The sequence below is a fragment of the Streptomyces sp. NPDC126510 genome (assembly GCF_040302345.1).
Lineage (GTDB): Bacteria > Actinomycetota > Actinomycetes > Streptomycetales > Streptomycetaceae > Streptomyces.
Genome location: NZ_JBEORR010000010.1, coordinates 80779 through 105217, shown reverse-complemented (window position 1 = coordinate 105217; position 24439 = coordinate 80779). Strand labels below are relative to the sequence as shown.

At 71.2% G+C, this 24439-nt stretch carries 27 protein-coding genes; 18 read left to right on the top strand and 9 right to left on the bottom strand.

Going from position 1 to position 24439, the window contains the following annotated elements:
- Positions 1-212: 212 nt before the first annotated feature.
- Both ABTX60_RS16235 and ABTX60_RS16230 read right to left on the bottom strand, forming a co-directional pair.
- Positions 213-458 (bottom strand): hypothetical protein, encoded by a 246-nt coding sequence (locus tag ABTX60_RS16235; protein ID WP_352097689.1) that lies wholly within the window; start codon positions 456-458, stop codon positions 213-215.
- Positions 459-565: 107 nt separating this feature from the next.
- Positions 566-1537, bottom strand: a complete 972-nt coding sequence (locus ABTX60_RS16230) for a helix-turn-helix transcriptional regulator (RefSeq protein ID WP_352097688.1) — start codon at positions 1535-1537, stop codon at positions 566-568.
- A gap of 135 nt (positions 1538-1672) precedes the next feature.
- Between ABTX60_RS16230 and ABTX60_RS16225 the strand changes: the two genes are divergently transcribed.
- Positions 1673-2068: a RidA family protein gene (locus ABTX60_RS16225; RefSeq protein WP_352097687.1), complete on the top strand. Its 396-nt coding sequence runs from the start codon at positions 1673-1675 to the stop codon at positions 2066-2068.
- Between the two features lie 76 nt (positions 2069-2144).
- Positions 2145-2627, top strand: coding sequence for a DUF488 family protein, N3 subclade (locus tag ABTX60_RS16220; protein WP_352097686.1), 483 nt, complete (start codon positions 2145-2147; stop codon positions 2625-2627).
- Between the two features lie 208 nt (positions 2628-2835).
- Here the strand turns inward: ABTX60_RS16220 and ABTX60_RS16215 are convergent, their stop codons facing one another.
- Positions 2836-3234, bottom strand: a complete 399-nt coding sequence (locus tag ABTX60_RS16215) for a nuclear transport factor 2 family protein (RefSeq protein WP_352097685.1) — start codon at positions 3232-3234, stop codon at positions 2836-2838.
- A 105-nt stretch (positions 3235-3339) separates the two neighbouring features.
- On the opposite strand from ABTX60_RS16215, the gene ABTX60_RS16210 reads away from it, so the two are divergent.
- Positions 3340-3636 (top strand): hypothetical protein, encoded by a 297-nt coding sequence (locus tag ABTX60_RS16210; protein WP_352097684.1) that lies wholly within the window; start codon positions 3340-3342, stop codon positions 3634-3636.
- 37 nt (positions 3637-3673) lie between these two features.
- Here ABTX60_RS16210 and ABTX60_RS16205 read toward each other — a convergent pair whose 3' ends face one another.
- A complete protein-coding gene (locus ABTX60_RS16205) occupies positions 3674-4420 on the bottom strand; it encodes a dienelactone hydrolase family protein (RefSeq protein ID WP_352097683.1) in 747 nt (248 codons plus the stop codon).
- Between the two features lie 109 nt (positions 4421-4529).
- Here ABTX60_RS16205 and ABTX60_RS16200 point away from each other — a divergent pair, with 109 nt between their 5' ends.
- From ABTX60_RS16200 to ABTX60_RS16180, 5 genes are all read left to right on the top strand, one after another.
- Positions 4530-5012 carry a MarR family winged helix-turn-helix transcriptional regulator gene (locus tag ABTX60_RS16200; protein WP_352097682.1) on the top strand — a complete coding sequence of 161 codons (483 nt, stop codon included), beginning with the start codon at positions 4530-4532 and terminating at the stop codon, positions 5010-5012.
- A gap of 64 nt (positions 5013-5076) precedes the next feature.
- A complete protein-coding gene (locus ABTX60_RS16195) occupies positions 5077-5853 on the top strand; it encodes a class I SAM-dependent methyltransferase (protein WP_352097681.1) in 777 nt (258 codons plus the stop codon).
- 96 nt (positions 5854-5949) lie between these two features.
- Positions 5950-6654: a hypothetical protein gene (locus ABTX60_RS16190; protein WP_352097680.1), complete on the top strand. Its 705-nt coding sequence runs from the start codon at positions 5950-5952 to the stop codon at positions 6652-6654.
- Positions 6655-6695: 41 nt separating this feature from the next.
- Positions 6696-7262 (top strand): hypothetical protein, encoded by a 567-nt coding sequence (locus ABTX60_RS16185; RefSeq protein WP_352097679.1) that lies wholly within the window; start codon positions 6696-6698, stop codon positions 7260-7262.
- A gap of 51 nt (positions 7263-7313) precedes the next feature.
- Positions 7314-7607 carry a hypothetical protein gene (locus ABTX60_RS16180; RefSeq protein WP_352097678.1) on the top strand — a complete coding sequence of 98 codons (294 nt, stop codon included), beginning with the start codon at positions 7314-7316 and terminating at the stop codon, positions 7605-7607.
- A gap of 14 nt (positions 7608-7621) precedes the next feature.
- Here ABTX60_RS16180 and ABTX60_RS16175 read toward each other — a convergent pair whose 3' ends face one another.
- Positions 7622-8215: a dihydrofolate reductase family protein gene (locus ABTX60_RS16175; RefSeq protein ID WP_352097677.1), complete on the bottom strand. Its 594-nt coding sequence runs from the start codon at positions 8213-8215 to the stop codon at positions 7622-7624.
- Between the two features lie 244 nt (positions 8216-8459).
- Here ABTX60_RS16175 and ABTX60_RS16170 point away from each other — a divergent pair, with 244 nt between their 5' ends.
- The 3 genes from ABTX60_RS16170 to ABTX60_RS16160 all read left to right on the top strand — a co-directional run bounded on the left by ABTX60_RS16170 (position 8460) and on the right by ABTX60_RS16160 (position 11365).
- Positions 8460-9206 (top strand): Type 1 glutamine amidotransferase-like domain-containing protein, encoded by a 747-nt coding sequence (locus ABTX60_RS16170; protein ID WP_352097676.1) that lies wholly within the window; start codon positions 8460-8462, stop codon positions 9204-9206.
- 86 nt (positions 9207-9292) lie between these two features.
- Positions 9293-10054 carry a ZIP family metal transporter gene (locus tag ABTX60_RS16165; protein WP_352097675.1) on the top strand — a complete coding sequence of 254 codons (762 nt, stop codon included), beginning with the start codon at positions 9293-9295 and terminating at the stop codon, positions 10052-10054.
- A 102-nt stretch (positions 10055-10156) separates the two neighbouring features.
- Positions 10157-11365: an acyltransferase family protein gene (locus ABTX60_RS16160; protein WP_352097674.1), complete on the top strand. Its 1209-nt coding sequence runs from the start codon at positions 10157-10159 to the stop codon at positions 11363-11365.
- Positions 11366-11377: 12 nt separating this feature from the next.
- Here the strand turns inward: ABTX60_RS16160 and ABTX60_RS16155 are convergent, their stop codons facing one another.
- The gene (locus ABTX60_RS16155; RefSeq protein WP_352097673.1) at positions 11378-12262 is read right to left on the bottom strand and encodes an NAD(P)-dependent oxidoreductase; all 885 of its coding nucleotides are present in this window, start codon (positions 12260-12262) and stop codon (positions 11378-11380) included.
- 170 nt (positions 12263-12432) lie between these two features.
- On the opposite strand from ABTX60_RS16155, the gene ABTX60_RS16150 reads away from it, so the two are divergent.
- Complete coding sequence (locus ABTX60_RS16150) at positions 12433-13026, top strand: TetR/AcrR family transcriptional regulator (RefSeq protein ID WP_352097672.1); 594 nt, start codon at positions 12433-12435, stop codon at positions 13024-13026.
- Positions 13027-13126: 100 nt separating this feature from the next.
- On the opposite strand, the gene ABTX60_RS16145 is transcribed toward ABTX60_RS16150, so the two are convergent.
- Positions 13127-13660: a GNAT family N-acetyltransferase gene (locus tag ABTX60_RS16145; protein WP_352097671.1), complete on the bottom strand. Its 534-nt coding sequence runs from the start codon at positions 13658-13660 to the stop codon at positions 13127-13129.
- On the opposite strand from ABTX60_RS16145, the gene ABTX60_RS16140 reads away from it, so the two are divergent.
- The 4 genes from ABTX60_RS16140 (at position 13659) to ABTX60_RS16125 (ending at position 20419) form a co-directional block, all read left to right on the top strand.
- A complete protein-coding gene (locus ABTX60_RS16140; protein WP_352097670.1) occupies positions 13659-14249 on the top strand; it encodes a hypothetical protein in 591 nt (196 codons plus the stop codon). The two genes, ABTX60_RS16145 and ABTX60_RS16140, sit on opposite strands and share 2 nt — an antisense overlap.
- A 205-nt stretch (positions 14250-14454) precedes the next feature.
- Positions 14455-15849, top strand: coding sequence for an MFS transporter (locus ABTX60_RS16135; protein WP_352097669.1), 1395 nt, complete (start codon positions 14455-14457; stop codon positions 15847-15849).
- 166 nt (positions 15850-16015) lie between these two features.
- The gene (locus ABTX60_RS16130; protein ID WP_352097668.1) at positions 16016-18097 is read left to right on the top strand and encodes a SpoIIE family protein phosphatase; all 2082 of its coding nucleotides are present in this window, start codon (positions 16016-16018) and stop codon (positions 18095-18097) included.
- 171 nt (positions 18098-18268) lie between these two features.
- A complete protein-coding gene (locus ABTX60_RS16125; RefSeq protein WP_352097667.1) occupies positions 18269-20419 on the top strand; it encodes a SpoIIE family protein phosphatase in 2151 nt (716 codons plus the stop codon).
- A gap of 84 nt (positions 20420-20503) precedes the next feature.
- Here the strand turns inward: ABTX60_RS16125 and ABTX60_RS16120 are convergent, their stop codons facing one another.
- Entirely contained in the window at positions 20504-21691 is a 1188-nt protein-coding gene (locus ABTX60_RS16120) for a beta-ketoacyl-[acyl-carrier-protein] synthase family protein (RefSeq protein ID WP_352097666.1), read from the bottom strand.
- Between the two features lie 593 nt (positions 21692-22284).
- On the opposite strand from ABTX60_RS16120, the gene ABTX60_RS16115 reads away from it, so the two are divergent.
- Both ABTX60_RS16115 and ABTX60_RS16110 read left to right on the top strand, forming a co-directional pair.
- A complete protein-coding gene (locus ABTX60_RS16115; protein WP_352097665.1) occupies positions 22285-22926 on the top strand; it encodes an AfsR/SARP family transcriptional regulator in 642 nt (213 codons plus the stop codon).
- 186 nt (positions 22927-23112) lie between these two features.
- Positions 23113-23397 carry a hypothetical protein gene (locus tag ABTX60_RS16110; RefSeq protein ID WP_352097664.1) on the top strand — a complete coding sequence of 95 codons (285 nt, stop codon included), beginning with the start codon at positions 23113-23115 and terminating at the stop codon, positions 23395-23397.
- 126 nt (positions 23398-23523) lie between these two features.
- Here ABTX60_RS16110 and ABTX60_RS16105 read toward each other — a convergent pair whose 3' ends face one another.
- Complete coding sequence (locus ABTX60_RS16105; protein WP_352097663.1) at positions 23524-24408, bottom strand: NAD-dependent protein deacetylase; 885 nt, start codon at positions 24406-24408, stop codon at positions 23524-23526.
- Positions 24409-24439: the final 31 nt, after the last annotated feature.

Here is a 24439-nt window from a genome sequence, read left to right as displayed (position 1 = left end):
ATCGGCATTCGCGGCAGGAGAACGGGGACGGCACGAACCTGTCCCGGTGGGTCCGGCCTGACAGGAACTTGGATGCGGCTGGTGCGTACCGATGCCGGCGAACTCGCCTCGGAGCCGCGGACTCGGTGGGCATCCCGCCGGCGCGTCATCGGCGCAGCTCGCTCTGACACGCAGAGCCGCAGCCCCACGGCGGCCACGGCGGCAGCCGCTGCCTACTTGTGACCGCGGAGGAAGGCGGCGATCTCGTCGCGAGTGGGACGGTTCGGCAAGGGCGCCGGCTTGTCCTGGAGGAACGAGGTGACGACGGCTGCGGCACGGTCGTCGTTGCCGTCCAGGCCGTTCCACATGTGGTGTCCGACGCCGGGCATGTACTGGGTCCGCTTGACGGCGGGATCGTGGGCGAGGATCTCGGTCGCCCACCGGCGGACCTGCGAGGAACACTCGGCGATCATCAGCATCGCGGGGGTCCGGGACTGTTCCGGCCGCCGTGCGATGGAGGGCGAGTCCTTGACCGTCTGCTGGACGCGGAGGCTGGCGGCGGGGTTGAAGGAGAAGTTGCCAACTGTCAGGAGAGGGCCGTGTAGTGGGCCGACATCGCGGCGGCCCGGTCGCGCAGGGAGGCGCGCAAAGCCGGCGGGGCCAGGGCTTCCGCGTCCGTGCCGAGCTGCCACAGCGCCCACTCGGCGTGTCGTAGATCCTCGAACGCCAGCTCCAGCCGCAGCCAGCCGTCGGCACCGCGTTCTGCGGCGCGCACGGCCACCGCACTGCTCAGCAGTTCCTCTCGCCGCTCCGGGGCCAACCGCACCCGCACGGCGATGTGATCAGTGGACAGAAACCGTGCGCAGCGTTCCCGCCAGACCCGGTCCAGGTCGACCTGACCCGGTCGCTGTGCCGGTTCGGGCAGTTCTTCGGCGGCCAGCACCCGCGACAACCGGTAGGTGCGGTCCGCACCGGATCGCGTGGCCAGCAGATAATCCCGGTCGCGTACGGTGACCAGGCCGATCGGATCCACCGTGCGCCACTGCGGTGTCCGGTCCGTGGCCGCGTAGTGGATGCGCAGTCTGTGTCCGGCGAGCACCGCGCGCCGGATCTCGGTCATCGTCCTGCCGGGCACGTCCTCCGGGATCGTCCGACGGGAGAGCAGGTCGGTCTCCGGCTCGACGAGAAGGCGCCGGGCGGAGTCGTTCGCGGTGGCCCGATGGCTCTCGGGCAGCGCGTCAGCCACTTTGCGCAGTGCCGAAGCGAGCGCCGGGCCGAGGCCGAAGGCCTGCTCGCCGCGCCCCGATCCGGCGGTCAGCAGGGCAAGGGCCTCGTCGTGGTTCAGCCCGGTGAGCTCCGTCCGGAAACCGGGCAGCAGGGCGAACCCGCCGCGCCGTCCGCGTTCGGCGTAGACAGGGACACCGGCCGCGGACAGCGCCTCGATGTCGCGCAGCACGGTACGGGTGGACACCTCCAACTCGCGGGCCAGCGCCCCGGCGGTCAACCGACCGCGCTGACGCAGCAGCAGCACCAGCGAGACGAGCCGATCAGCACGCATTCGAGAACCGTATCGAATACATGACCGAGGGTGTCGTGATTCGTCGGCAGGCTTGTCAGTACCAGGTCGCGGGGGGCGGCCGCCGCCCCGATGGACGTATGCGATCCCGGTGACTCGAACGGAGCTGATGTGGCAGTGGAACGAACAGCGATCAACCCGGTGACGTGGTCGCAGGCGATGGGGTTCAACCAGGGCGAGATCGTCTCAGGTCACACCCGGACCCTCTACTGCTCCGGACAGACCGCGATGAGCGGCGACGGCAAACCCCGCCATGACGGTGACATGGCCGCACAGCTGGCGCTGAGCCTCGACAACGTGGAGGCCGTGCTCGGCGAGGCCGGCATGTGCCTCGCGAACCTCGTCCGGCTCAACGTCTACACCACCGACGTCGATCTGCTGCTCCCGCGCTACGGCGTACTGGCGTCGCGGCTGGGCGCCGCCGGAGTGGCACCGACCACCACGCTGCTCGGAGTGACACGGTTGGCCGTCCCCGGCCAGATGGTCGAACTCGAGGGGACCGCCGTCGCGTGACGCGGCCTCGCCGCCTCGGCTGCTCGTGCGGACGACCCGCACGAGCGGCAGGCAGATGGATGACGGGTGATGTCCGATGCTCACCATGATGACGATCGGCGTCTACGGCTTCGACGGCGGGTCCTTCCTGCAACGGCTGCGGCACGCCGACGTTCGCCTTCTGCTCGACGTCCGGCAGCGCCGCGGTGTGCGCGGACCCGAGTACGCCTGGGCGAACTCACTCCGGCTTCAGGCGGCCCTCACCCAGGTCCGGATCGCCTACGAGCACCACCCCGAGCTCGCCCCGACCACCGAACTCCGCAGGCTCCAGTACGCCGAGGACGACCGCCAAGGGGTAGGCAAGCGCTCGCGCCACGAGCTTGCCGCCGAGTACGTCCGCCGTTACACCACCGAGATCCTCGACCGCGCCGACCTCACACCGATCGTGTCGGCGCTGCCGGTCAGCGGAACAGCGGCGCTGTTCTGTGTCGAGCGCGACCCGGAGGCATGCCACCGCTCGTTGATCGCCCAGCGGTTGGCCGAACGGCACGGCGTCACGATCGAGCACCTGCGCCCGTGAAGTCAATCCTGCGCCCGGCCTGGCGGGACCACGCAGAGCACGCACTGGTCCGTGCGCGCGGCCGCGAACGGTGGTACGCCTCGTTCTCGCCGCACGTGGCGAAGGTCGAGCGCGCGCGCCTACGTTTTCACCCGCCCGGCGGATGTGTGAGGGGCGCCGCGCCGCCCGGTTCGCCGACGGTCGCGTGGGAAAGCCTCCGCGCGCAAGCTCAGTCGGTCACCGTGTCGCCATGACGGTGGGCCACCCTCCACTCGCCCTCTTCACGGCGGTACACCTGGGTGGCCCGCAGCGTGTAGGTGCGTGGTTCTCCGTCGACGGACGCGGAGGTGTGCTCGAGGCCGGCCGTGTAGGCCATGTCTCCCGAGACGTCGTACGCCTGCAACTCGAACACGTACGACGTGCAGTCGGAAAAGCTCCTCCCGAGGGTCGTGAAGAGGCTGTCCAGCTCCTCCTGCCCGTGGGCGTTGCGCCACGCCCCCAGGACACTCACCGGCTCGTGGCGCGACCAGAGCGCGCGACGGGGAGCCGGATCGCCGTTGTGCAGTGCGAGCTCCGCCTCGTACAGGGCGGTCTCGACCCACTCCAGGAATGCGTCACGATCGGTCATACGCTCATCATGGCCCCGGTGTACGAGACGCCCCCGCATATTCGACCGGTGGCACGCGGTGGCTCCACGGTCCGCGTTGTCAGTGGTGGCTGAGAGGCTGAACGGATGAACGGCGACGAGCAACTGCTGCGCGGCCGGGTCTACGGCCACGACCACGACGACCCCGACCCGGGCCCGCGCTCCGGGCGGACCTACGCCCAGCTCATCGGAGGGCCGCTGGACGGGCTGCTGCTGGACGTCACGGGTTGGACGCCGGACGAGATCGGCACGGGGGCCGCCCTGCCCACCGAACTCGGGCAGTTCCCCGGCGGTCGCGCGCTGTACGACCCCGGCCCGGGCACGCCGTGCGCACCGGGCCCCGGAGTGACGTGCCGCTTCCACTACCGGGGGGACGCTCCGTGACCTCTCCCGACCACGGCGGGCCGACAAGCCGTAAGTGTCAGCTCTTTGCCAGGCTCCGGCCGAGGAGTGGGAGCAGGCGGTCCCAGTGGCGCTGCGACGCGGCGGGGTCGAAGGCGTCGGTGTCCGACATGGTGAAGCCGTGGACGGTGCCGGGATAGATCTCGGAGGTGTGGTCGACGCCTGCGGCGTCCAGCGCCTGGTTGAGCTCGCCGAGAGCCTCGGGCGTCAGGTCGGATTCGGCGTGGCCGAGGTGAACCTCTGCGGTGATCCTGGACAGCAGGCGGTGCAGACCGTCAGGCCCCTCACCCGCCACGGGACCGTGAAAGCCGGCGACGGCGGCCACCTGGCCGGGGTGCGCCGCGGCGGTGCGCATCGCCAGAAGGCCCCCGAAGCAGTACCCGGTCACCGCGACGGGCCCCGCCGCCACCTCGGGCCGACTGGTGAGAAACCTGAGGTAGGCGTCGGCGTCGCTCAGGACACGTGCGTCGGTGTGGGCCTCGATCAGCGGCATCAGCCGCCCGATGAGCGCCGGTCGCACGTCCTCTCCGATGTGTTCGGGCAGCTCGATCACCGGTGCCGGGCCGTGCCGGTGGAAGACGTTCGGGACGAGGACGTAATACCCATGCCCGGCGAGTTCGCGGGCCATCTCCCGCAGCACGGGCCGGATGCCGAATCCGTCCATGTACATCAGCACCCCCGGGTGCCGCCCGCCCCCGTCGGGGTAGGCGGCGAAGGCATCGGCGGAGCCGTCGGCGGTGGGTATGCGGAGTGCCTTGATGGGCAAGGTCTGCCTTTCTCGGTCGTCTCACTCAGTCAGTGTTAGTCGCTGCAACGGTTCAGGCGCGAGCGAACCTATATCGTTAGTCGGACTAACGCAACGGTAGGGTCGGCCCATGACCAGAGGCGAGACGGTGGGCGAACCCGATGACGGCGCGCGGAAGACGCCCGACAGGCTGCGTCGGCGGGCGAGCCGGCTGCTGTCCCAGCTGACCGTGCGGTCGGACCGGCTGATCACCGACGGGCTGGCCCGGGCCGACGCCCGCAAGTGGCACTACGCCGTGCTCGCCTCACTGCAGGAGTACGGGCCGGCCAGTCAGGCGGAGCTGAGCGGGCGCTCCGGCATCTACCGCAGCGACATGGTGGGAGTTCTGAACGAACTGGCCGAGCGGGACCTCGTCGAGCGGTCGCCGGATCCCGGCGACCGGCGCCGCAACGTCATCACGATCTCCGCGCGCGGCCGCCGCCACCTACGGCGGCTCGACCAGGTCCTGGACGACCTCCACGACGAACTCCTCGCACCGCTGAGTCCGGCCGAACGCGAGCACTTCGTGCAGCTGCTCACCCGCCTGCTGGACCACCACACCCAGCCCTCCTGAGGGAGGCACCGGCCTTGGTCCGGGTTGCGCAAAAGACCACCACCGGCGGTGCGCCCATGTCAGGATGCCCGGCATGCCTGATCGCGCGTTGAGCTTCGGAGTGGTGGCGGAAGCATATGAACGGTTCAGGCCGGAGTATCCCGTGGAGCTGTTCGACAGGGTGACGGGGTACGCGGGGCATCCGGTCCGGACCGCCCTCGAGATCGGCGCCGGGACCGGCAAGGCAACCCGGCTCTTCGCTCGGCAGGGGGTCGTGGTCACCGCGACGGAGCCCGACGGGGCGATGCTCGCCGAGCTGCGCAAGCACGTACCGGCCACTGTAGGGACGATGCAGGCCGCGTTCGAGGACCTGCGTCCGGGCGAGCGGTACGGGCTGGTCTACGCGGCCGCAGCGCTGCACTGGACGAACCCGGAGGGCCGGTGGTCACGCATCGCCGCGCTACTGGAGCCGGGTGGTGTGTTCGCCTCGTTCGGCGGCCCGTTCCGGTTGGCCGACCCGGCCGTGGAGGAAGCCGTACGCGCGGCGAGAGCACCGTTCCTGCAGAGCGACGAGATACCCTCGCCCGACGGCACCCCTCCGGAACAGGAGATGCAGTGGCCGGGTACCGAGCTGCAGCGCTCCCAGTGGTTCACCGACACTCGGCAGTCCACGCTCGAACGGCGCTTGACGATGAGCGCCCGCGACTACATCGGGCACCTCTCCACCATCTCGGCCTATCTCGTCCTGCCGGCCCCGGAGCGGGAGCAGGCCTTCAGCCGGATCATGCGGATTCTTCCGGACCGGCTCGAGATGATCGCCGACATCACCGTCCATCTCGCACGTCGGCGCTCCGAGGATTGACCACGACCGCACGTCATCGGCGCCGCCGGTGCGCCCCGGGGACTGATACTCTGCGACCTTCGCCGGTCGCCCGGTCGGAGTCCCCGGCAGGTTGCCATGTCCCACCAGCAGCAGCTCATGACGGCGCTCGACACCCTTGATCGCGTCTTCGCCGCGGAAGAGCCCTTCCCCGTCTCCGGGTGCACGTACTGCTACGGGGCGCAGGATCTGGCCGAACTGTCCGGACCGCTCGACCTGATATCCGACGATCTGGTGCCCGCTGTCGCAGCAGAGGTCCCCAGCCACTGGGACGACTTCCCGCGTCTCTACCGCCGCCTCACCCCACGCATCATCCGCGCCGCCGTCACCGGCCGGCTCCACGTCGACGAGAACCTCATCGCCTCACGCCTGCGTGAAGCGGACTGGACCACCTGGGACGCGCCCTTGGCGCAGGCACTTCACGAGGTCTGGTCCGCCTGGTGGCGAGCCACCCTGCACACCGGCCCGAGCCCCGTCTCCGTCAGGGACGCCCTCAGCCTCATCACCGGGGCCACGGGCACCCTGCGTCCCTGGCTCGACATATGGACCGCCACCCGCACCGCGGCCGCGGACACACAGCTGGCCGACTTCATCGACGAGGTGCTGACCGAGTACGAGATCACCGACCTGCACGTGGGCTTCTACGACGAGTACGACGCCTCCACGGAGCTGCTGAGCTGGCTCCTGAACGACGTGCGCGACCGCGCCGACGACGCTCGCCTGGATGAGCCGTACCTCCTCGAACATCACTGGGCGAGCACTCATCCCGGCCAGACAGAATGACGTCGGCGCATTCGCTGTGAACATGGATGATCGTGGGAGGTATGCCGGTGTGCACGGTGGATCACGAGGCCGCGGCGGTGAGCGCGACAGCGGCTCTGATGGCGGCCCACTCGCATCTGACGCGAGAGGCCGCTCCGCATCCGGCACTGCAGGGGTGCGAGGACGTGGAGTGGTCGTCCATTCCCGGCTGCCCGGTCGACGTCCCGGTCGTCCTGCGCGGGCTGCTCGATCCGGATGCGGCCGAGATGGCCGAACGAGCACTGGACTGGCTGGTGATGTCAGGACCGATGTCCATCAGTGCCACGATGCCGGCGGTCGTCCCGTACCTGCTGCGACTGGCCGCCGATCCATCGACTCCGCGCCGCGACGAGCTGTTCGGGCTCCTGCTCGTGGCCGCCGTCCTGTCCGCGCCGACCGATCCGGACAACCCGAGGAGCCTCGCGTTCAGCGGCCCCGAGGAGGACCACCCCGAACGGGCCCTGTGCCGCGCGGCATTCGTTGCCGACGCGGCATGGGTGCGGCGTCTCCTGGCCGACGACGAACTGCTGGCCCGCCTTGACTTGGGCGAGGACGAACGGGCCTCGCTGATCCAGGCGGCCGGACTGTAAGGCGCAGGGTCCCGGCTGATAGGCGGCGCGGATCGGGGTACCTGCGTGGGCATGGCTTCGGAAATTGATCACGCTGAGTCCGTACGAGCCCTGCGGCAGCTGCGCCGGATGCGCACCTTCTACGCCGGGGGAGCGGTTCTGTGGGCCGCTTCGGCCGTATCGGTGGGATGGGCCGACCCGGGAAGCAGGCAGATGTGGGTGTCGGTGGTGCTCCTGGTGGTGTTCGCCTCGTTGCTGGCCATGACGTCCCTGTGGCTGAGGCGCCGGCAGGACGACCAGACGGACGAGCCCGTACACCACGCAGCTCCGCGCAGGACGGCGTGGCGTCGCCACGCCAGCGCCTGAGGCCGGCCGTCCGGCTACCGCCCGGCGAGGGGCCGATGCAGCGTCGGGCGGTAGACGAGCTCTTGGATGTGACCGTCGAGCGTGCGGTGCTCGACCAGCTCCAGGTCGAAGTCCGCCGCATCCCGGAAGACGGGGTCCAGCCCGGTCCGACCGGTGATGACGGGGAAGAGCGTCACCTGAAGGCGGTCGACCAGGCCGGCGGCCATCAGTGCCCGGTTCAGCGACAGGCTGCCGTGCGAACGCAGCGGCACATCGGACTCCTCCTTCAGCCGGGCGACGACGTGGACGGCGTCACCGTTCGCGACGCTCGCGTCCGGCCAGTCGAGGGGGCCTTCGAGCGTCCTCGACACCACCGTCGTCGGCAGGTTCCTCATCTTCGTCACCCAGGGGTCTCGCACGTCGGACCCCGCGGTGCTCGAGGCCAGCATCCGCACGAAGGCGCGGTACGTGTTGGCCCCGTAGACCATCCGCTGTTCCTCGCTGTACTGGGCGAGGCGGTGGTCGAGCAGCTCGGGCCCCTGCTTGCCCCAGTAGCCGGTCCAGTCGGCGCCTGCGGCGCCGTAGCCGTCGAGGCTGGAGAAGACGTCGAAGGTGTAGGTGGCGGCCATGGCGATCTCCTTGCGAGCGGTTGACCGGGGTGAGCAGGAACCGGTGATCTCTTTCTCCGGGTGTGTTGCGGCGACCGTTGCACCCATGGGCCCGGCGCGCGCGCAGAACTCATCGCTGTGACCACCACACGTGGTCTCGAACCCCTCGAACGGCGGAAGAGATCCGGAGCATGCCGGACGGCAATCCGGTTGCCGACGGCCCTCGCCCTACGGCACGGTGCGCGTAACTCGTTTCGCAGCACGCATGCTTCGGGAGGCACGGGTGGTGGTCGCGGCAGTTCGTCGGGTGGCTCTCCTCGGGGGAGGATTTTCGACCGACGAGGACGGTCTGCTGGACGACTGGCTGCTCGACCACGCGAGGGGCGACCGCCCCAAGGTGTGCTTCGTCCCCACGGCCAGCGGCGACGCGCCCGCATACATCGATCAGTTCTTGCGCGTCTTCGAGTCGCGCGACTGCGAGCCCTCCGTCCTGCCGCTGTTCCGGCGAGAGCTGGACGACGAGGCTCTGCGGGCGTTTCTGCTCAGCCAGGACGTCGTCTACGTTGGCGGTGGCAACACCGCGAACCTGCTGGCGGTGTGGCGCGCGCACGGAGTCGACCGGATCCTGCGTGACGCCTACGACCACGGGACGCTGCTGTGCGGAATCAGTGCCGGCGCCAACTGCTGGGCCGAAGGCTCGCACACCGACTCCTTCGGCCCGCTGACGTTCCTGCGGGACGGACTGGGCCTCCTGCGGGGGTCGGTGTGCCCGCACTACGACAGCGAACCAGGTCGGCGCACGTCCTACCGGGAGGCCGTGGCGGCCGGGATGTTGCCTTCCGGGTGGGCGGTCGAGGACGGGGTGGGGGCCCTGTTCGTGGACGGGCGTCTTGAGGAAGCGGTCGGTACGACACCGCAGGCCCGCCTGTACCGGGTGGAGGCGGACGGAGACGGAGGTCGCGGGGCCGGTGAGCGGGCGCTGCCGTGCCGGGTGCTCGGCGGTTCCGGCTGACCCGTTCCGGGGATGTGTTCCTGCTCGACCGGGGGATCGGCTCGGTCACGAGGTGCCGATCACCCTCTCGTGGGTACACGCGCGGCATGTCCGAGGTGATCCAGGCAGGTGGTTGGGGGCTGCTGGCAGGAAGTGCTCTCCTGCTGGGAGCGGCGATCGGCTACGGGATGCGCGTGTCGCAGAAGGTCATCGCGCTGGTGATGGCCTTCGGTGCCGGCGTGCTGCTCTCGGCCGTCTCCTTCGAACTGGTCGGTGAGGCCTACGAACAGGGCGGGCTGGGCCCGGCGGCCGTGGGGACACTGGCCGGAGCGGCGGCCTACACGGGAGGCAATCTCTGGCTGGCCGGCCGAGGCGCTCGCCACCGCAAGCGGTCGGGCCATCACACCAACCAGACGCAGCCCTCCGAGCAACAACAGGGCGGCTCCGGCCTGGCGTTGGCGCTGGGCGCGTTGCTCGACGGAGTGCCCGAGTCGGCGGTGATCGGCGTCAGCCTGCTCAACGGTGGGGCAGTCAGCCTCGTGACCGTCGCGGCCGTGTTCATCAGCAACATCCCGGAAGGTCTGTCCAGCTCGGCCGGAATGAAGAAGGCCGGACGCGGCAAGGGATACGTCTTCGCCGTGTGGGGCGCCATCGCGGTCGCGAGCACCGTGTCTGCCGTCCTCGGGTACGCCGTCCTGGGCGGCTTCTCGTCCACGGTGATCGCGGGGGTGACGGCCGTGGCCGCCGGTGCGATCCTGGCCATGATCGCAGACACCATGATCCCCGAGGCGTTCCAGGAGGCGCAGCTGGCGATCGGGCTGGTCACGGTCAGCGGCTTCCTGGTCTCCTTCGCGCTGTCCCACGCCTGACGTCAGACTCTGGAACGACTCGCGTGTGCGGGTATGGTCCTCGACGCCCCTCCCCGCCACCATGGGTGTCACGCATGCGTGCGAGTCGGGGGAGGACGCGGCATGGCGGCGCCTGGGGAATCACCGTCCGGTTCATCGCAGCGACGGCCGGAACTGGACGCGATACGCATGCTGGTGGTGATCGGACTGATCTTCTTCCACTCGGCACTGGTGTTCGCGACCGAGGGCGACTTCTACGTCACGAACTCCGAGACCACGGAAGTCGTCACCGTCATCGCCGGGTTCGGGGTGGTCTGGGCGATGCCGCTGCTGTTCCTGATCTCCGGCCTGGGGGCCTGGCACTCGCTTCAGCGCCGCGGCCAGGGGGTCTTCGTCGCAGAGCGCCTGCTGCGGCTGGGCGTTCCCCTGCTCGTCGCAACCGTCGTCCTGAACCCGCTGCCGCAGTGGCTGCGACAACGCTCGTCCGACCCGGCCTACAGGGATTCCTACCTGGACTTCCTGCCCCACTTCTTCGACGTGCACGTGGAACTCGACGAGTTCCCCTTCCTGCTGCAAGGGCGGTACTTCGAGACCGGCCACCTGTGGTTCGTCGTGCTCCTGCTGACGTTCTCCCTCATGCTGGCCCCCCTCCCTCGCCGGCTGCCACATGAGCCTGCCCGACGCGCGTTGGACCGCGTGGTGGCCGCGACGCTGCGCCGGCGAGGCGTCCTGCTGTTGCCGGCCCTCCTGTTCGCCGCTCTGTGTGCCTTCGTCGGCATGGAGGAGGACTACGCGGGCTGGCACCGTTGGTCGTACCTGCTCTTCTTCGCCGCCGGTTTCCTGCTGGCCGCCGACCCCCGTTTGCGCACCGCCATGCGGCGTGAGGCACGTGCGGCGGCCTGCCTCGGCGTACTGCTGTTCATCTCGGCGGCCCCCGGCTTCACCACAGCGGACGACCCCTTCACTGAGTCGAGCCCGTCGGCCGTCGTTTCGCGCGCGCTGTTCGGGGCGGCCGGGTGGTGCCTGGTCGTCGCCGTCCCGGGCCTTCTCGACCGCCCCGGACGGCGGCTGCCACAGGGTCCGACGGCGTCATCGGACCCGACCCCGCGTCAACGCGTCTACGGCTACCTCGCCGCCGCCGTACTGCCGCTCTACGTTCTCCACCAGCCGATCGTCGTCGCCGTCGCCTACTTCGTCGTGGGTTGGGCCGCGCCGATCGCGGTCGAGTACGTGGTGCTGGTGGTGACGTCCCTCGCCCTGACCCTGGCCGCCTACGAACTGCTGGTGCGCCGGACACGTGTGACGCGCTTCCTGTTCGGGATGCGGACCTGAATCGAGGTCGGCTCAGCGGCGTCGCCCTTGTGCGGTCCGGGCCTCGAGGGCGCGCAGGACTGCCACCATGTCCTCGCCACCATGGCCCTGCCGGACGGTCTCGGCGAAGAGGGCGTGACACACGTCGAGGAGCGGGGACGTCAGCTCCGCCGTGCGGGCGGCCTCGGCGATCAGGCGGTTGTTCTTCAGGACGTCCGCGGCGGCCGCCTGGACTGAGAAGTCACGCTCCAGCAGCTTCGGAGCCTTGCCCCGGGAGACGGCACTGGCCATCGGACCGGCGTCCAGGACGTCCCGGAGGAGATGCTGGTCGAGCCCATGCCGCTCGGCGAAGTGAAATGCCTCGGCAAGACCCGTGACCAGGGTGATCAGGAACAGGTTCACCGAGAACTTCAGCAGCAGCGCGCCCGGGACGGCTCCGCATGCGAACGTCTCACGGCACATCGGTGCGAGCAGGGGCCGTACGGTCGCCAGGACGTCGTCGTCGCCCGCCAGCATCCCCACCAGTTCGCCCCGCTCGGCGGGGACACGGCTGCCGGAGACCGGGGCCTCGACGTAACGCCCGCCCGCGGCCCGGATCTCTTCCTGGAGGCCGTGTGAGTACGCGGCCGAGGTCGTGCCCATGTGGACGACGGCACGACCGGTGACGCGCCGGGCGAAGGCCGGTGTGCCACGTCCCAGCACCGCGTCCACGGCCTCCTCGTCGGCCAGCATGAGGAACACGGCCGCCGCCCGGTCGAAGACCTCGGCAGGGCTCGCCGCCACCTCGGCGCCGGCGGCGCGCAGCACGTCGCATCGCCCGGGAGTGCGGTTCCAGACCACCAGCCGTGTCCCGGCCCGGGCGAGGTTCAATGCCATGGGCTGCCCCATGACCCCCAGACCGATGAAACCGACGTACATGACGTACCGCCTTCCCGGGCCGTGCGGGGTCGGGCCGCCACCCTCACCCTCGACTATGAGCGGTCATAGTAGCTGCGGTTATGACCGCGGTCATAGACTGGCGCCCCGGGAAACAGGCAGGAGCGCTGGTGACCGGGAAGCAGGCACGAGCGAACGGACGGAGGCCGGCGATGGCGAAGGCCGAACGGGGGCCGCGCGAGCGGATGGTCTTCAGCGCGGCCCAGCTCATTCGCCGCAACGGGGTCCAGTCCACCGGTATGCGCGAGGTCGCCGTCGACGCCGCAGCACCGCGCGGATCCCTCCAGCACTACTTCCCCGGCGGCAAGACGCAGCTGGTCGACGAGGCGGTGGAGTGGGCAGGCGGATACGCGGCAGGCCGTGTCGCCCGTTTCCTGGCCGCGCTGCCCCAGCCGACGCCGAGCGGGCTCTTCGCCGAGATGGTGCGTCAGTGGACCGACGAGTACGAGACGGCGGGCTTCGCCGGCGGATGCCCGGTGGCGGCCGCCACGGTGGACTGCGCGGAGTCGGTCCCCTCCACGCGGACGGCCGCATCCGCGGCGTTCGCGACGTGGACCGGCGCGGTCGCCGCCGCCCTCACCGGGATGGGCGTGCCCGCCGAACGGGCCGGCGCGCTGTCCACGCTCATGATCAGCAGCCTCGAGGGGGCGATCCTCCTCGCCCGCGCCGAGCAGGACGTCAAAGCTCTGACGACCGTGGCCCGGGAGCTGGGCCCCCTGCTCGACGCGGCGGTGGCAGGCCGCTGACGGCCTCGGCTCAGCCGCGGTCGGTGCCGTGCTCCTGGTGCCCGGAACCCGTGTGCCCGGTCGTCCCGACGTCCCGGCCCGGGCGAGCCGGTCGCGGGCTCTAGCCCTGGTACTGCGTCAGGTCGATGCCGTACACCGAGAGGTCGTGGTCGTGGTCCGGATGCCCGGCGGCTCCCTCCGTCTGCATGCCGAGCTTGTCGAGGACGTTCGCGGAAGCTCTGTCGTCCGTGCGGCAGACGGCCACCACCCGGTCGAGGCCGCGGTCCTGCACGGCGAACTCCAGGGTGGCGTGCGCCGCCTCCGAGGCGTAGCCCTGCCCCCAGAACACCCGCCCGAGCCGCCAGCCGATCGACACCTGTCCGGCGATCTCGGCCGGCGCGTCAGCCACGGACAGGCCGACGGCACCCGCCAGCTCACCGGATCCCAGAAGCTCGACGGCGAACACCCCGAAGCCTTCCTCGTCCCACTCCTCCTCCCAGGCCTCGATGTCCTCGGCGGTCTGTTCCAGGGAGCGCGGTGAGCCGTCGCCGATGCGTTGCATCACCACCGGATCGGCATGGATCTCGGACAGGGGGACGAGGTCGTCGTCGAGCCATCGGCGCAGCAGGAGACGGGGTGTGCGGATCTCGGTCATGGCCTCCATCCTGCCGACGCGGCAGTGCGAGCGCGAATCACGGACCTCGCTCGACCCGTGCCACGCCGACGGCTTCGTCCGCCCCGATCAACCGGCCCTGCCCGGCTCCGTCCCACCGGGCGGTGCGACCGTGCCCGCCACCGCGAGGAACAGCACCGCCGCCGTGGTGACGAGCAGCGCTCGCCCCGTGCCCGGCGGCACCAGCAACACCGTGCACACCGCGCCGGTGAAGATTCCGCCCACGGTGGCCGGCCGGCGCGTCCTGGCCGGCCGTTGCTTCGCCGTCATCCCGCGCAGTGCTGCCCGGGGGCGCCTCAGCACCCGCCGGCACGGTGAGCACGGTCATGACGGCCACCCGCCGGGCATCCGCGGCGAGGACCGCGGACGCATCGGACACGCGCCCAGTGTGATCAGCCCCGACGGCGGGCACCGGGCCACGGCCGGGACACGCGAGCCCTGGCGGGACACGCCACCGGTACCGTCCCCGCCGATGACGACCGCGACCGATGGCTACGGGCGGGCTGCTACGGCCGAACCTGCCCCCTACGACGCAGGTCGCCGCCTTCCGCACCGGCCTCGTGCGGGTTAGGGTTCGGGCGCGGCTGGTCACTCACGAGGAGCTGAGACATGGTCGGTTACCCGAGCGCGCGTTGACGTCGTAGGCCGTGTGACGGCCTGTCATCGCGTGCTGCCCGTGATGTTGCGGCACAGCGAGCCTTCTCCCGCCCGAACCGCCGAGGCGCTTATTCCGTGCCCGGTGGCGGGCCTCGTTGTCGGCAACACGAGGGATTCCCATGCCGTCGGCTCCATCCGGTTCCAACGCACCTGTTCCGTCCGGTCTGTGGCGGGACCACGACTTCCGCAGACTCTGGTGGGGTCAGACGGCGTCCCAAGTCGGCGAACACGCAACGCTGGTGATCTTGCCGCTCCTTGCCGTCCTGACGTTCGACGCCGGTGCCGGGCATCTGGGCGTCCTTCGCGCGGTGGGCCAGGCACCGGTCCTGCTGCTCTCGCTGTTCGTCGGCGCGTGGGTCGACAGATGGCGTACCCGCACGACGATGGTGCTCTCGGACGCCGGACGGGCCCTGGCTCTGGGTGCGGTCGCCCTGGCCGGTCTCGTCGGCGGGTTCGGCATGCCGGGCCTGTTCGCGCTCACGTTCGCCGTCGGGGCCCTGTCCGTGGTCTTCGACGTGGCGTATCAGGCGTCTCTCGTGCGACTGGTGGAACGCGACCAGCTGGTGCGGGGCAACAGCGCGCTCGAGGGCAGCCGGTCGGCGGCGCAGATCGGCGGCCCCGCACTCGGCGGCGCGCTGGTGTCCCTGCTGTCGGCCCCCCTTGCCGCCGCCTCCGGCGCGCTGTTCTTCGTGTCGTCGTTCCTGTCGATCCGGCGCATCCGCCGAGCCGAATCGATGCCGGCGCGCCAGGAGAAGCCTGCCCGGGTCCGGCGGCGGATCCATGAGGGCCTGCGCTTCGTCCTCGGCGACACCCTCCTTCGAGCGGTATGCCTCGCCTCGGCGACGTTCCAGTTCTCCTTAGCGGCCATGATGACCGTCTACCTCCTGTTCCTGCCCCGGGAACTGCACCTGTCGGGCACCGTCGTGGGGCTGGCGCTCGCGGCGGCGGGGCCCGGCGCGCTCCTGGGCGCCCTGCTGGCCGCCCGCCTGCCGGGCCGGTTCGGTCACGGCAGGGTGGTCATGTGTGCGGCGGCCCTCGGCGACGGAGTGTTCCTGTGCGTGCCCGCGCTGGACCGCTCCTCTGCCGTCACCGTTCCCGTGCTCCTCGCCACCGGGTTCGTGTTCGGGGCGGGGGGCCAGCTGGTGAACGTCACCCTCATGGCCGTCCGGCAGGCCGTCACCCCCGACGGTATGCAGGGCCGCGCGGCGGCGACGATCACGTGTGCGGGCATGGGGCTCACTCCGATCGGGTCCCTGGCCGGCGGGTTCCTCGCGGGGGAGTGGGGGCTGCGTACCGGCCTGCTGGTGACCGCCGCGGGCATGACGCTGTCGCCCGTGGTCATGGCCCTGTCCCCGCTCGCACGCCTGGGGCGGCAGCTCCCCACCCCGCACGACGGGCTGCCGGGCGCCGCCCACCCTGACGCCGACGGGGGCACCAGGGCGGCTGCGCCGTACCGGGGCATCGGACCTCACTGGCCGGACCGGCGTGACGAGACTGACCCTGGCGGACCATGATCTCCTCGGTCGAAGCCGAGACCTGTGGAAGGCTGGACGGGTAAGGACCGACCTGCGAGCCGGACCCGGATCGTGAACGGCTGCCGACCTGCGACCGGCCGCCGTGAGCGGCTGCTCGGGCAGACGGGTGCGCCGGTGGGGTCGACAGGCCTGAGGGGCGAACGTGATGAGCCGAGCGAACCAGCCTCCGGAGCAGGCGGGTGATCCGCAGGATCCGGCATCCGACCCGAGCGGTCTGATCGACCTGTTGGGTGTCGCCGCGGTACTGGTGGAGGCCGACGGTCGGATCGACATGTGGAGCCCGCAGGCCGAGGAGCTGTTCGGCTACACCGGTGACGAAGCGGTCGGGCAGTCCGCGGCCGCCCTGCTGCTCCGTCCCGAACACCGCGAAGCGGGGATGGGGCTGTTCGCCGAGGTGATGGCGACCGGCCGGAGCTGGGCCGGACCGTTCCCCGTCCGGCTCAAGGACGGCAGTACCCGGACGGTCGAGTTCCGCAACATGCGGCTGACGGACAATCTCGGCGACCACTACGCGCTCGGGCTGGCCACCGACCGGGCCACGGTGCGGCAGGTGGAGCGCAAGGTGGCTCTCTCCAGCCAACTGGTCACCCAGGCGCCGATCGGAGTGTCCGTCCTGGACACCGAGTTGCGGTACGTGGCGGTCAACGGCGCCCTGGCCTCGATGCACGGCGTCCCCGAGGCCGACCACCTGGGCCGCCACTTCAGGGAGATCCTGCCCGGCGCGCCCTTCATGACCGCGGAGAACCAGATGCGGGAGGTCCTGCAGACAGGCCGGCCCATGGTGGACGAGCAGGTGGTCGGCCGGACCCGGGCCGACCCGGACCACGACCACGCCTGGGCCGTGTCGCTCTACCGGCTCGAGGACCAGAGCGGGCACGTCCTGGGGATCGCCAATGTGGTGGTGGACGTCACCGACCGGTACGAGGCCGCCAGGCAGGCCGACCGGGCCCAGCAGCGCCTGCGCCTGATGGCCGACGGCTCGGCGCGCATCGGGACCACCCTGGAGGTGGAGCGGACCGCCCAGGAACTGGCGGACGTCCTGGTGCCCGACCTGGCCGACATGATCGCGGTGGACATCCTGGACTCCGTCCTGCGGACGGGCCGCCCGGACCACGGAGAGCGCCCGGCGCTGTTCCGGGCGCTGGCGGTGAAGACCGCCTACCCCACCGGGGCCTCCGAGGCGATCATCGCGCCCGGTCACCTCACCACCTACCACGCCGACCATCCCGCGGCCCACTGTCTGCGCACCCGCAAACCGCTGCTGATCACCCACCTCGACAGCGGCGAGCTCAGCCGTATCGCAGCCGACGACGCAGCCGCCGGACTGCTCGCCGAGGCCGGTGTCCACACCGACATGGCCGTCCCCCTCATCGCCCGCGGACAGATCATCGGCGTGATGGGCCTGGCCCGTGCGCGCAACCCGCAGCCCTTCGACGAGGACGATCTCACCCTCGCCTGCGAGCTGGCCTCGTCCGCCGCGCTGAGCATCGACAACGCCGTCCTGCACCAGCACATCCGCAGCGCGGCCGAAACCCTGCAGCGCAGCCTGCTGCCCCGGCCCTCGCCGCGCCGCCCCGGCCTGGAGATCGCCGCCCGGTACCGGCCCGCGCAGGCCTTCAGCGAGGTCGGCGGCGACTGGTACGACATCATCCCGCTCAGCGGCGACCGAACCGCTCTGGCCGTGGGCGACGTCATGGGCAGCGGGATCCCGGCCGCCACCGCCATGGGCCGGCTGCGTACCGCGACCTCGACCCTCGCCGACCTCGACCTGGCCCCGAGCCGCATCCTCACCCATCTCGACAGGATCACCCAGGGCCTGGACCCCTATATCGCCACGTGCGTGTACGCCGTCCACGATCCGCACGCCGGTCGCCTGCAGGTGGCCTGCGCAGGGCATCTGCCTCCGGTTCTGGTGCGGGCCGGCCGACCGCCCGAACTGCTCGACCTGCCCAGCGGCACCCCGTTGGGAGTCGGCAGCGGCCCTTTCGAGACCTCCGCCGTCGCCATGAACCCCGGTGATCAACTCGTCCTGTACACCGACGGACTGGTCGAGACCCGGGACGACCCCATCGACGAGCGCCTGGACGAGCTCCTGCGTCTGCTGTCCCCGCCGTGCCGCTCCGCGGAGGAGACCTGCGACCGGTTGCTCCGGGAACTGCGTCATCCCGCCGACCACGACGATGTCGCGCTGCTCATCGCTCATGCGCAGCCGCTGACCTCGCTCTGAGTACGGGACGGGCCCCCGTCGCCCCGCGCCCGGGTACTCGAACAATCGCTGGTGTGTGCGAAGCGGCCCCCGGTGTTATTCAATGAGGTGTGCGGTCAGGGACTCGGGGCCCCACCGCACGGGTCCGGACAAAACCCCGGCAACCGCGCTGGGGATTGCTGAGAGAGCCGCATGGACTCCACACCGTCGCCCTCGTCCTCCTCGGCGTTCGAGCTGGTCAGCAGCGCTCTCGGCCGCTACATCCCGCAAGGTGGAGCGTCAGCGGCCGACGCGCGGGGCGAGCGTGCCGCCCGTCAGCGGGTTCCCGACCCTCCGGCGGCCGGACAGCAGGAGCAGATTCTCGGCGCGGTCAACCTGGACACGGATCTGCTCATCACCCGCTGCAACCTCGATGCCCCGGTGTTCGCGGGTCTGGAGGCAGGTGCCGGGAATCCGTTCGTCGATCTCCTGCCGCCGGGCGACGTCCCGACGGTCACACGCAGGTTGCGACAGGTCCTGGAGAGCGGTGAGGCGCACGTCGCCCGCATTCAGCGGCTGCGGCGGCGCGACGGATCCGAGCTGGTCGTGTCGATGAGCATCCTGCCCGCCGCGTCGCCGGAAGAGGGCCTGACCGTCTCCCTGATCGCCATGGCCAGGCGGCTGCACCTCTACGCCGCCGAGACCGCGATCGGCACGTCACTGGACATCGGAGAGACCGCCCAGTCGCTGGCGGAGTCCCTGCTGGCCTGGGGAGACGTCGCTGCCGTCGACCTCGACTTCGCCGTGTGGACGGGCGAGGGAGTCACCGGAAAGGCCCAGGGGCGTATCCACCTCCGGCGGGCGGCCCTGGTCCCGGACCGGGTGTGGCCCGAGGGTTACATGACACCGGGCGACGATCTCCCCGGCGACGCGAGCCGTCTGCTGGCGCAGGCGGTCCTGCGGGACGACGCCCCGCAGACCGTCGTCATCCCCGACCGCCAGGCGGTCGAGCGGGTCTTCGGCAGCCCCCGCGTGGTTCGTGCCCTGGTGCCCGGCGGCCGGTCGGCGGGCGTGGTGTGCATCCCCCTGGTCCTGGACGGCGCGCCGCCCGTCGTCCTGGGCGTGGCGGAGGTGTGGCGGCGGGCGGACTGCCCCTTCCGCGACAGCGAGCTGTTCGACCTGCAGGAACTGGTGGCCAGGACCGCCCACCACGTGGACCTGGCCCGCCAGCACCAGCGTGAACACACACAGGTTCTGGCCCTGCAGCGCCGGCTCCTGCCCCGGTCCGGCGGCGACACCATCGAGATCGCCAGCGTCTACCAGCCCGCCACTCCCGACAGCGCCGGCGTCGGCGGCGACTGGGTGAACAGTTTCCCGCTGCCCGACGGCCGGACCGCGCTGGTGGTCGGTGACGTGGTCGGGCACGGTCTGGGAGCCGCCGCGACCATGGGGCAGCTCAGCATGGAGGCCCGCGCGCTGCTGTCCGCGGGGCTCGCGCCCGACCAGGTACTGGAGCACCTGGACGAGACCGTGACCCTGCTGGACGACGCGGAGTCCGGGCTGGCGGCCGGCTACAGCGCCCTGGGTTCGACCTGCTGCATCGCTCTGTACGACCCGGTGGGCCACCATGTGACGCTGTCCAGCGCCGGCCATCTCCCCCCGATCCTGGTCTCCCCGGACGGACGTGCCGGGGCGCTCTCGATCCGCCCTCACCCCGGCCTGGGCGCCGAGTTCGCGCTGCGAGAGCCGTTCGACGTCTACACCTTCGGCGTACCTCCGGGCTCCGTGCTCGCCCTGTACACCGACGGGCTGGTGGAGGACCCCGCCCTCTCGATCGACGAGGGCATCGACCGGCTGGCGGACGTCGTCTCCACGGTCCACCCCTGGGACACCCTGCAGCAGACGGCACGGGACGTCGTCTCCGCACTGGCGCCCGCGCCCCAGCGCGACGACGTGACCCTGCTGCTCGCACGGATGATCGGCTACCGCAAAGGGGACACGGCGACCTGGCGGCTGCCCGCCCGCAGCGATGCCCCCGCCCACGCCCGCGAGCGGGTCGCCGCGCTGCTGAGGCAGTGGGGTACCAGGGACGACACCAGGGACAAGACGCTGCTGCTGGTCAGCGAGCTGGTCACGAACGCGGTGCGCTTCGCCACCGGACCGGTGACGGTACGGCTGATCAGGTCCGGGCACGGCCTGCTGTGCGAGGTGGGTGACACCGGCAACGGCAGGCCACGCCTGAGGCGCGGCGACCTGCTCGACAACGGTGGCCGCGGCCTGAGCATCGTGCACCGGCTGACCACCCGGTGGGGGGTGCGGTGGACGGACACCGGGAAGGTCGTCTGGGCGGAAGTCGCGAGGTGACGCGGCCGGTCCGGGGGAGTGCGGCGAGGGCACGACGGGCGTGCGCCCGGGCCGCCGCCGGAGGGGACGGCCCCCGCCGGTGCCCTACAGCCACTGCCCTTCCAGGGCGGTCGCGGTGAGTCCCGGTGCCGCCGCGTACAGAACGGCGCGGTGCCCCTCCTTCAGCCGGCCCGCGTCATGGGCCCGCCGCAGGATGTCGAACACCGCCGCGCCTCCGCGGTTGCCGCTGGTGTAGCTCTCCCGGCTGTAGTCCAGCAGCCCCGACGGCCACCCGTCGGGCATCGTCTGCTCCATGTACTCCAGCACGCGGGTCCCTCCGGGGTGCGCGAGCAGTACGTCGGGGTGCCAGGAGTCGGGGTCGTCCTGGTACCGGGTGCGCAGCCACTCCCACATCGCGGTGACCGTCTCCTGTACGGCACGCGGCCCACGCCGGTCCATCACGAAGTGGGTGCCGTCCGCGCGGGTCTCCAGACGGTGCAGATCCTGGGTGCCGGGCAGCGTGTGGTGCCAGGCCGCGTCCAGCCGCAGCACCGACTCGGGCCGCCGGCGGCCCGTGACCACCGCGGCGACCGCCGTGTCCGCGAACAGCAGCCGGACGATCAAGGACTCGAGCGTGTCGTCCCCGGGCTGGTAGGTCGTGCTCAGCGCCTCCGAGACGACGACCAGCACCACCCGGTCGGGGTCCGCGGCGACCAGCTCCGCCGCCAGTGCCAGGGAGCGTGTCCCCGCGATGCACGCCCACTGTGTGGCCGGCAGCAGCATCGCGTCGCTGCGCAGCGACAGCCTGTTGGCCAGGGCGACGTCCAGGCCCGGCAGCGCCGGGGTGGTGGAGTGACTGGTGATCAGGCAGTCGACGTCCGCGGCATCCAGCCCGGCTGTCTGCAGGGCCCCGCGCGCCGCACGCTCCCCGTAGGACTGCACGGCCTCCCAGGCGGGCTCCGTGCGCTCCTGGACGGTCTGCGGGGCGGGTATGGACTCGAGGGCGGAGATCACGCGGTCCACGTCCTGCTGTGCGAACCCGTCGCGTGCGAGCGCCTCTTGGGCCGCTTCGATGCCGACGGCGTGCAGACCACTGCCCTTGCCGGACGCGACGGCGGTTTCCAGCGGCAGCATCCAGCCGCGGGTCTCGATGCCCGTACTGGCGGCGATGCCGTCGATCCGCGGCGCCCACGCCGCACCCCGGTGCCGGTCGCTCACCTCCGCCACGATCTCGCTGGTCTTCACGGCGTGCTCGCCGTGAATCACGGCTGGCGGGCAGAGGTATGCGGCCATGATGGGGCACCTTCCGAGGGGGAGAATGTCACGCGTGCTGTGTCATGGGTCACTTTGGACTGCGTGCCCAAGAGGATGTGGATGCGCCCCACTTCGGGAGTCGACGTCCGGTTCGAGCATGGACGCTATTTGGACATTTCCGCTGTGATGGAGACAACTTAGGCGGCTTTTGAAGGGTGTGACACGGCGCACACCGTCGAAGGGGAAGGCGAGCTTCCGCGCTCACGACGGGACGGGCTCCAGCTTGCAGCGGAAGTGGCGCAGAAGCGCGGGCTGTTCGATCAGGCGGTAGCCCGGGATCCGCTCCTTGTCCTCGACCGTGGCAGCCAGGACGTCACCGACATGGTTCAGGTGGCTGAGGCCGTACGTCCTTCGGGGAAGCGCGAGCCGGACCAGCTCGTGGGGCGCTGTGACGACCGGGGTGCCGTTCTCGTCCTACGTCCTGCGTCTGCGCCGAGCCCTGGGTTGCCCGGCGGGCGGTGCAGCCGTGCTCACCCGCCCCCACGGCTACGTGATCGAGACCGCGCCGGATGCCCTGGACCTGCACCGTTTAACCGCCCTGGTCCGGCAGGGCCGCACGGCTCTCGAAGAGAGTGTGGCGGCACGCGCGGCACCTCTGCTGGGAGAGGCCCTCGGCTGTGGCGGGGGGACCCGCTGTCCGACCTGTCCGCGCACCTTCTCCAGGGCGTCGTGGCGGCACGGCACTCGACGAACAGCGCCTGGACGCACTGGAGTTGCGGATCGACGCCGACCTGGCCCTCGGCAGGGCCGCCGACGTACTGCCGGAACTGCGGGGCCTCATCCAGGAGTACCCGCTGCGCGAGAACTTCTGGGCCCAGCGGATGCTGGCGCTCTTCCACTGCGCACGGCAGGGGGAGGCGCTGGAGAGCTACCGCGACGTCACCGCGTTGCTCGCCGACGAGCTGGGCGTCGCGCCCGGGGCCGGGCTGCGGCGGGTCCACCGGCGGCTGCTGACAGCCACCCCGGACCTGATCGAGGCAAGGGCGGTGCCGACGGCCTCACCGTCCAGGGACGTCGATCTGCCGGTGGAGATGACGTCGTTCGTAGGCGCGAGACACAAGTGGCCGATGCGCGGCGCCTGCTGGGGACGGCCCGGCTCGTCACCCTCACCGGTGTGGGCGGGGTCGGCAAGACGCGGCTTGCCCTGCGGGTCGCCACCGAGGCGGCCCCGTCCTTCGCCGACGGGATCCGGCTCGCCGACCTCGCTCCACTGAGCGACGCGGACCTCCTCGACCGGACCGTGTCGGAGGTGCTCGGACTGCGCGACCAGTCGGCGCGCCCTGCCGTGGACGCCATGGTCAGCCATCTGCGGGACTGCCGTCTCCTGCTCGTCCTGGACAACTCCGAGCACATGATGGAGCACGTCGTCGGGCTCGCACTGAGGCTCGCGGGCCTGGGCGGTGGCGGCCACCGGCGACTGCGCCCGGGCGGCGTGGCTCCTGGTCGCCGCCCACCGCATGCGTCGGGACACGGGCGTGGCGTTGACCGGCCTGCGCCCGTTCCACGAGGCGCACCGCGCCGCCGAGAGGCGGGTCCGCGCATCACTGGAACCGGAGGAGTACGAGGCGGCCTGGTCCCGGGGCGCCTCCGCCGAGGACGCCCTGCGACAGGCGTGGGAGAAGGAGACGCTTCTCGTGGAGCCGGCCCGCAGCCGAACGGGTGGTTCCCGCACTCCGACGGCGTAGGAGGACGCCTCAGGCAGGGCGGCGGCAGCGGGCCGGCCCTGGCCGCGGCCCTCCGGCGCCGGCTCGGCTGACGCCGCAGCACGTGCGATCAAGCCCGGTCACGGGGGCGCCCCCCACGGTCTCCACTCAGTCGACGGGGATGCCCAGCCGCAGCGAGACGGAGCTCAGAGCCGAGCCCAAAGGGAGTGAGACCCTGGTGAGGGCGTGCTGGTCGCCGCGGGTCTGATCCCGGTTGACGATCAGTACCGGCTTCCCGGACCGGGCCGCCTGGCGGACGAAGCGGAGTCCGGACATCACGGTCAGGGAGGAGCCCAGGACCAGCAGCGAGGTCGCCGCACGGACCAACTCGCGGCAGTGCTCGACCCGCTGCGGCGGAACGGCTTCGCCGAAGAACACGACGTCCGGTTTGAGGATGCCACCGCATGCCGCGCAGGGAACCACGCGGAAGCCCGCGACCTGGTCGTCCGTGAGGTCGGCGTCCCCGTCGGGGTTGATTCCGGCGGCCACGGGCTCGAACCCCGGGTTGGCCTCCTCGAGCCGCACGGCGAGTTCGCGGCGCTGGCTGTGGGCGCCGCAGGAGAGACAGACGACCCGGGCCAGGGACCCGTGCAGTTCCACGACGTCCTCGCTGCCGGCGGCCTGGTGGAGGCCGTCCACATTCTGGGTGACGACCCCTGAGAGGAGGCCGCGCCGTCCGAAGGCCGCGACGGCCCGGTGCCCGGCATTGGGGCGAGCCCGGCCGAAGGTCCGCCAGCCGAGGTGGCTGCGTGCCCAGTACCGGCGCCGGGCCTGGGCGGCCGCGGTGAAGTCCTGGTAGGTCATCGGAGTGTGCCGGCTCAGGCTCCCTCCCTCGCCCCGGTAGTCGGGGATGCCCGACTCCGTGGAGATGCCCGCGCCGCTGAGCACCAGCACCCCGCCGCTGCGCAGCGCTTCGACGACCGGCTCGGGATCCGTGCTGCCCGGCGGCAGGTCCTCCGCAGGGGTCCAGCTCAGGGTGGGACGCATGCGCATGCCGTCAGGGTACGGAACAGCGGCCCTGGAC

Bases quoted from the DNA above. Each gene is read 5' to 3' on its own strand.
- ABTX60_RS16235 (WP_352097689.1), bottom strand. From the start codon at position 458: ATGCTGATGATCGCCGAGTGTTCCTCGCAGGTCCGCCGGTGGGCGACC.
- ABTX60_RS16230 (WP_352097688.1), bottom strand. From the start codon at position 1,537: ATGCGTGCTGATCGGCTCGTCTCGCTGGTGCTGCTGCTGCGTCAGCGC.
- ABTX60_RS16220 (WP_352097686.1), top strand. From the start codon at position 2,145: ATGCTCACCATGATGACGATCGGCGTCTACGGCTTCGACGGCGGGTCC.
- ABTX60_RS16215 (WP_352097685.1), bottom strand. From the start codon at position 3,234: ATGACCGATCGTGACGCATTCCTGGAGTGGGTCGAGACCGCCCTGTAC.
- ABTX60_RS16210 (WP_352097684.1), top strand. From the start codon at position 3,340: ATGAACGGCGACGAGCAACTGCTGCGCGGCCGGGTCTACGGCCACGAC.
- ABTX60_RS16200 (WP_352097682.1), top strand. From the start codon at position 4,530: ATGACCAGAGGCGAGACGGTGGGCGAACCCGATGACGGCGCGCGGAAG.
- ABTX60_RS16195 (WP_352097681.1), top strand. From the start codon at position 5,077: ATGCCCGGCATGCCTGATCGCGCGTTGAGCTTCGGAGTGGTGGCGGAA.
- ABTX60_RS16190 (WP_352097680.1), top strand. From the start codon at position 5,950: ATGTCCCACCAGCAGCAGCTCATGACGGCGCTCGACACCCTTGATCGC.
- ABTX60_RS16185 (WP_352097679.1), top strand. From the start codon at position 6,696: ATGCCGGTGTGCACGGTGGATCACGAGGCCGCGGCGGTGAGCGCGACA.
- ABTX60_RS16180 (WP_352097678.1), top strand. From the start codon at position 7,314: ATGGCTTCGGAAATTGATCACGCTGAGTCCGTACGAGCCCTGCGGCAG.
- ABTX60_RS16175 (WP_352097677.1), bottom strand. From the start codon at position 8,215: ATGGCCGCCACCTACACCTTCGACGTCTTCTCCAGCCTCGACGGCTAC.
- ABTX60_RS16170 (WP_352097676.1), top strand. From the start codon at position 8,460: ATGCTTCGGGAGGCACGGGTGGTGGTCGCGGCAGTTCGTCGGGTGGCT.
- ABTX60_RS16165 (WP_352097675.1), top strand. From the start codon at position 9,293: ATGTCCGAGGTGATCCAGGCAGGTGGTTGGGGGCTGCTGGCAGGAAGT.
- ABTX60_RS16160 (WP_352097674.1), top strand. From the start codon at position 10,157: ATGGCGGCGCCTGGGGAATCACCGTCCGGTTCATCGCAGCGACGGCCG.
- ABTX60_RS16155 (WP_352097673.1), bottom strand. From the start codon at position 12,262: ATGTACGTCGGTTTCATCGGTCTGGGGGTCATGGGGCAGCCCATGGCA.
- ABTX60_RS16150 (WP_352097672.1), top strand. From the start codon at position 12,433: ATGGCGAAGGCCGAACGGGGGCCGCGCGAGCGGATGGTCTTCAGCGCG.
- ABTX60_RS16140 (WP_352097670.1), top strand. From the start codon at position 13,659: ATGGCCTCCATCCTGCCGACGCGGCAGTGCGAGCGCGAATCACGGACC.
- ABTX60_RS16145 (WP_352097671.1), bottom strand. From the start codon at position 13,660: ATGACCGAGATCCGCACACCCCGTCTCCTGCTGCGCCGATGGCTCGAC.
- ABTX60_RS16135 (WP_352097669.1), top strand. From the start codon at position 14,455: ATGCCGTCGGCTCCATCCGGTTCCAACGCACCTGTTCCGTCCGGTCTG.
- ABTX60_RS16130 (WP_352097668.1), top strand. From the start codon at position 16,016: ATGAGCCGAGCGAACCAGCCTCCGGAGCAGGCGGGTGATCCGCAGGAT.
- ABTX60_RS16125 (WP_352097667.1), top strand. From the start codon at position 18,269: ATGGACTCCACACCGTCGCCCTCGTCCTCCTCGGCGTTCGAGCTGGTC.
- ABTX60_RS16120 (WP_352097666.1), bottom strand. From the start codon at position 21,691: ATGGCCGCATACCTCTGCCCGCCAGCCGTGATTCACGGCGAGCACGCC.
- ABTX60_RS16105 (WP_352097663.1), bottom strand. From the start codon at position 24,408: ATGCGCATGCGTCCCACCCTGAGCTGGACCCCTGCGGAGGACCTGCCG.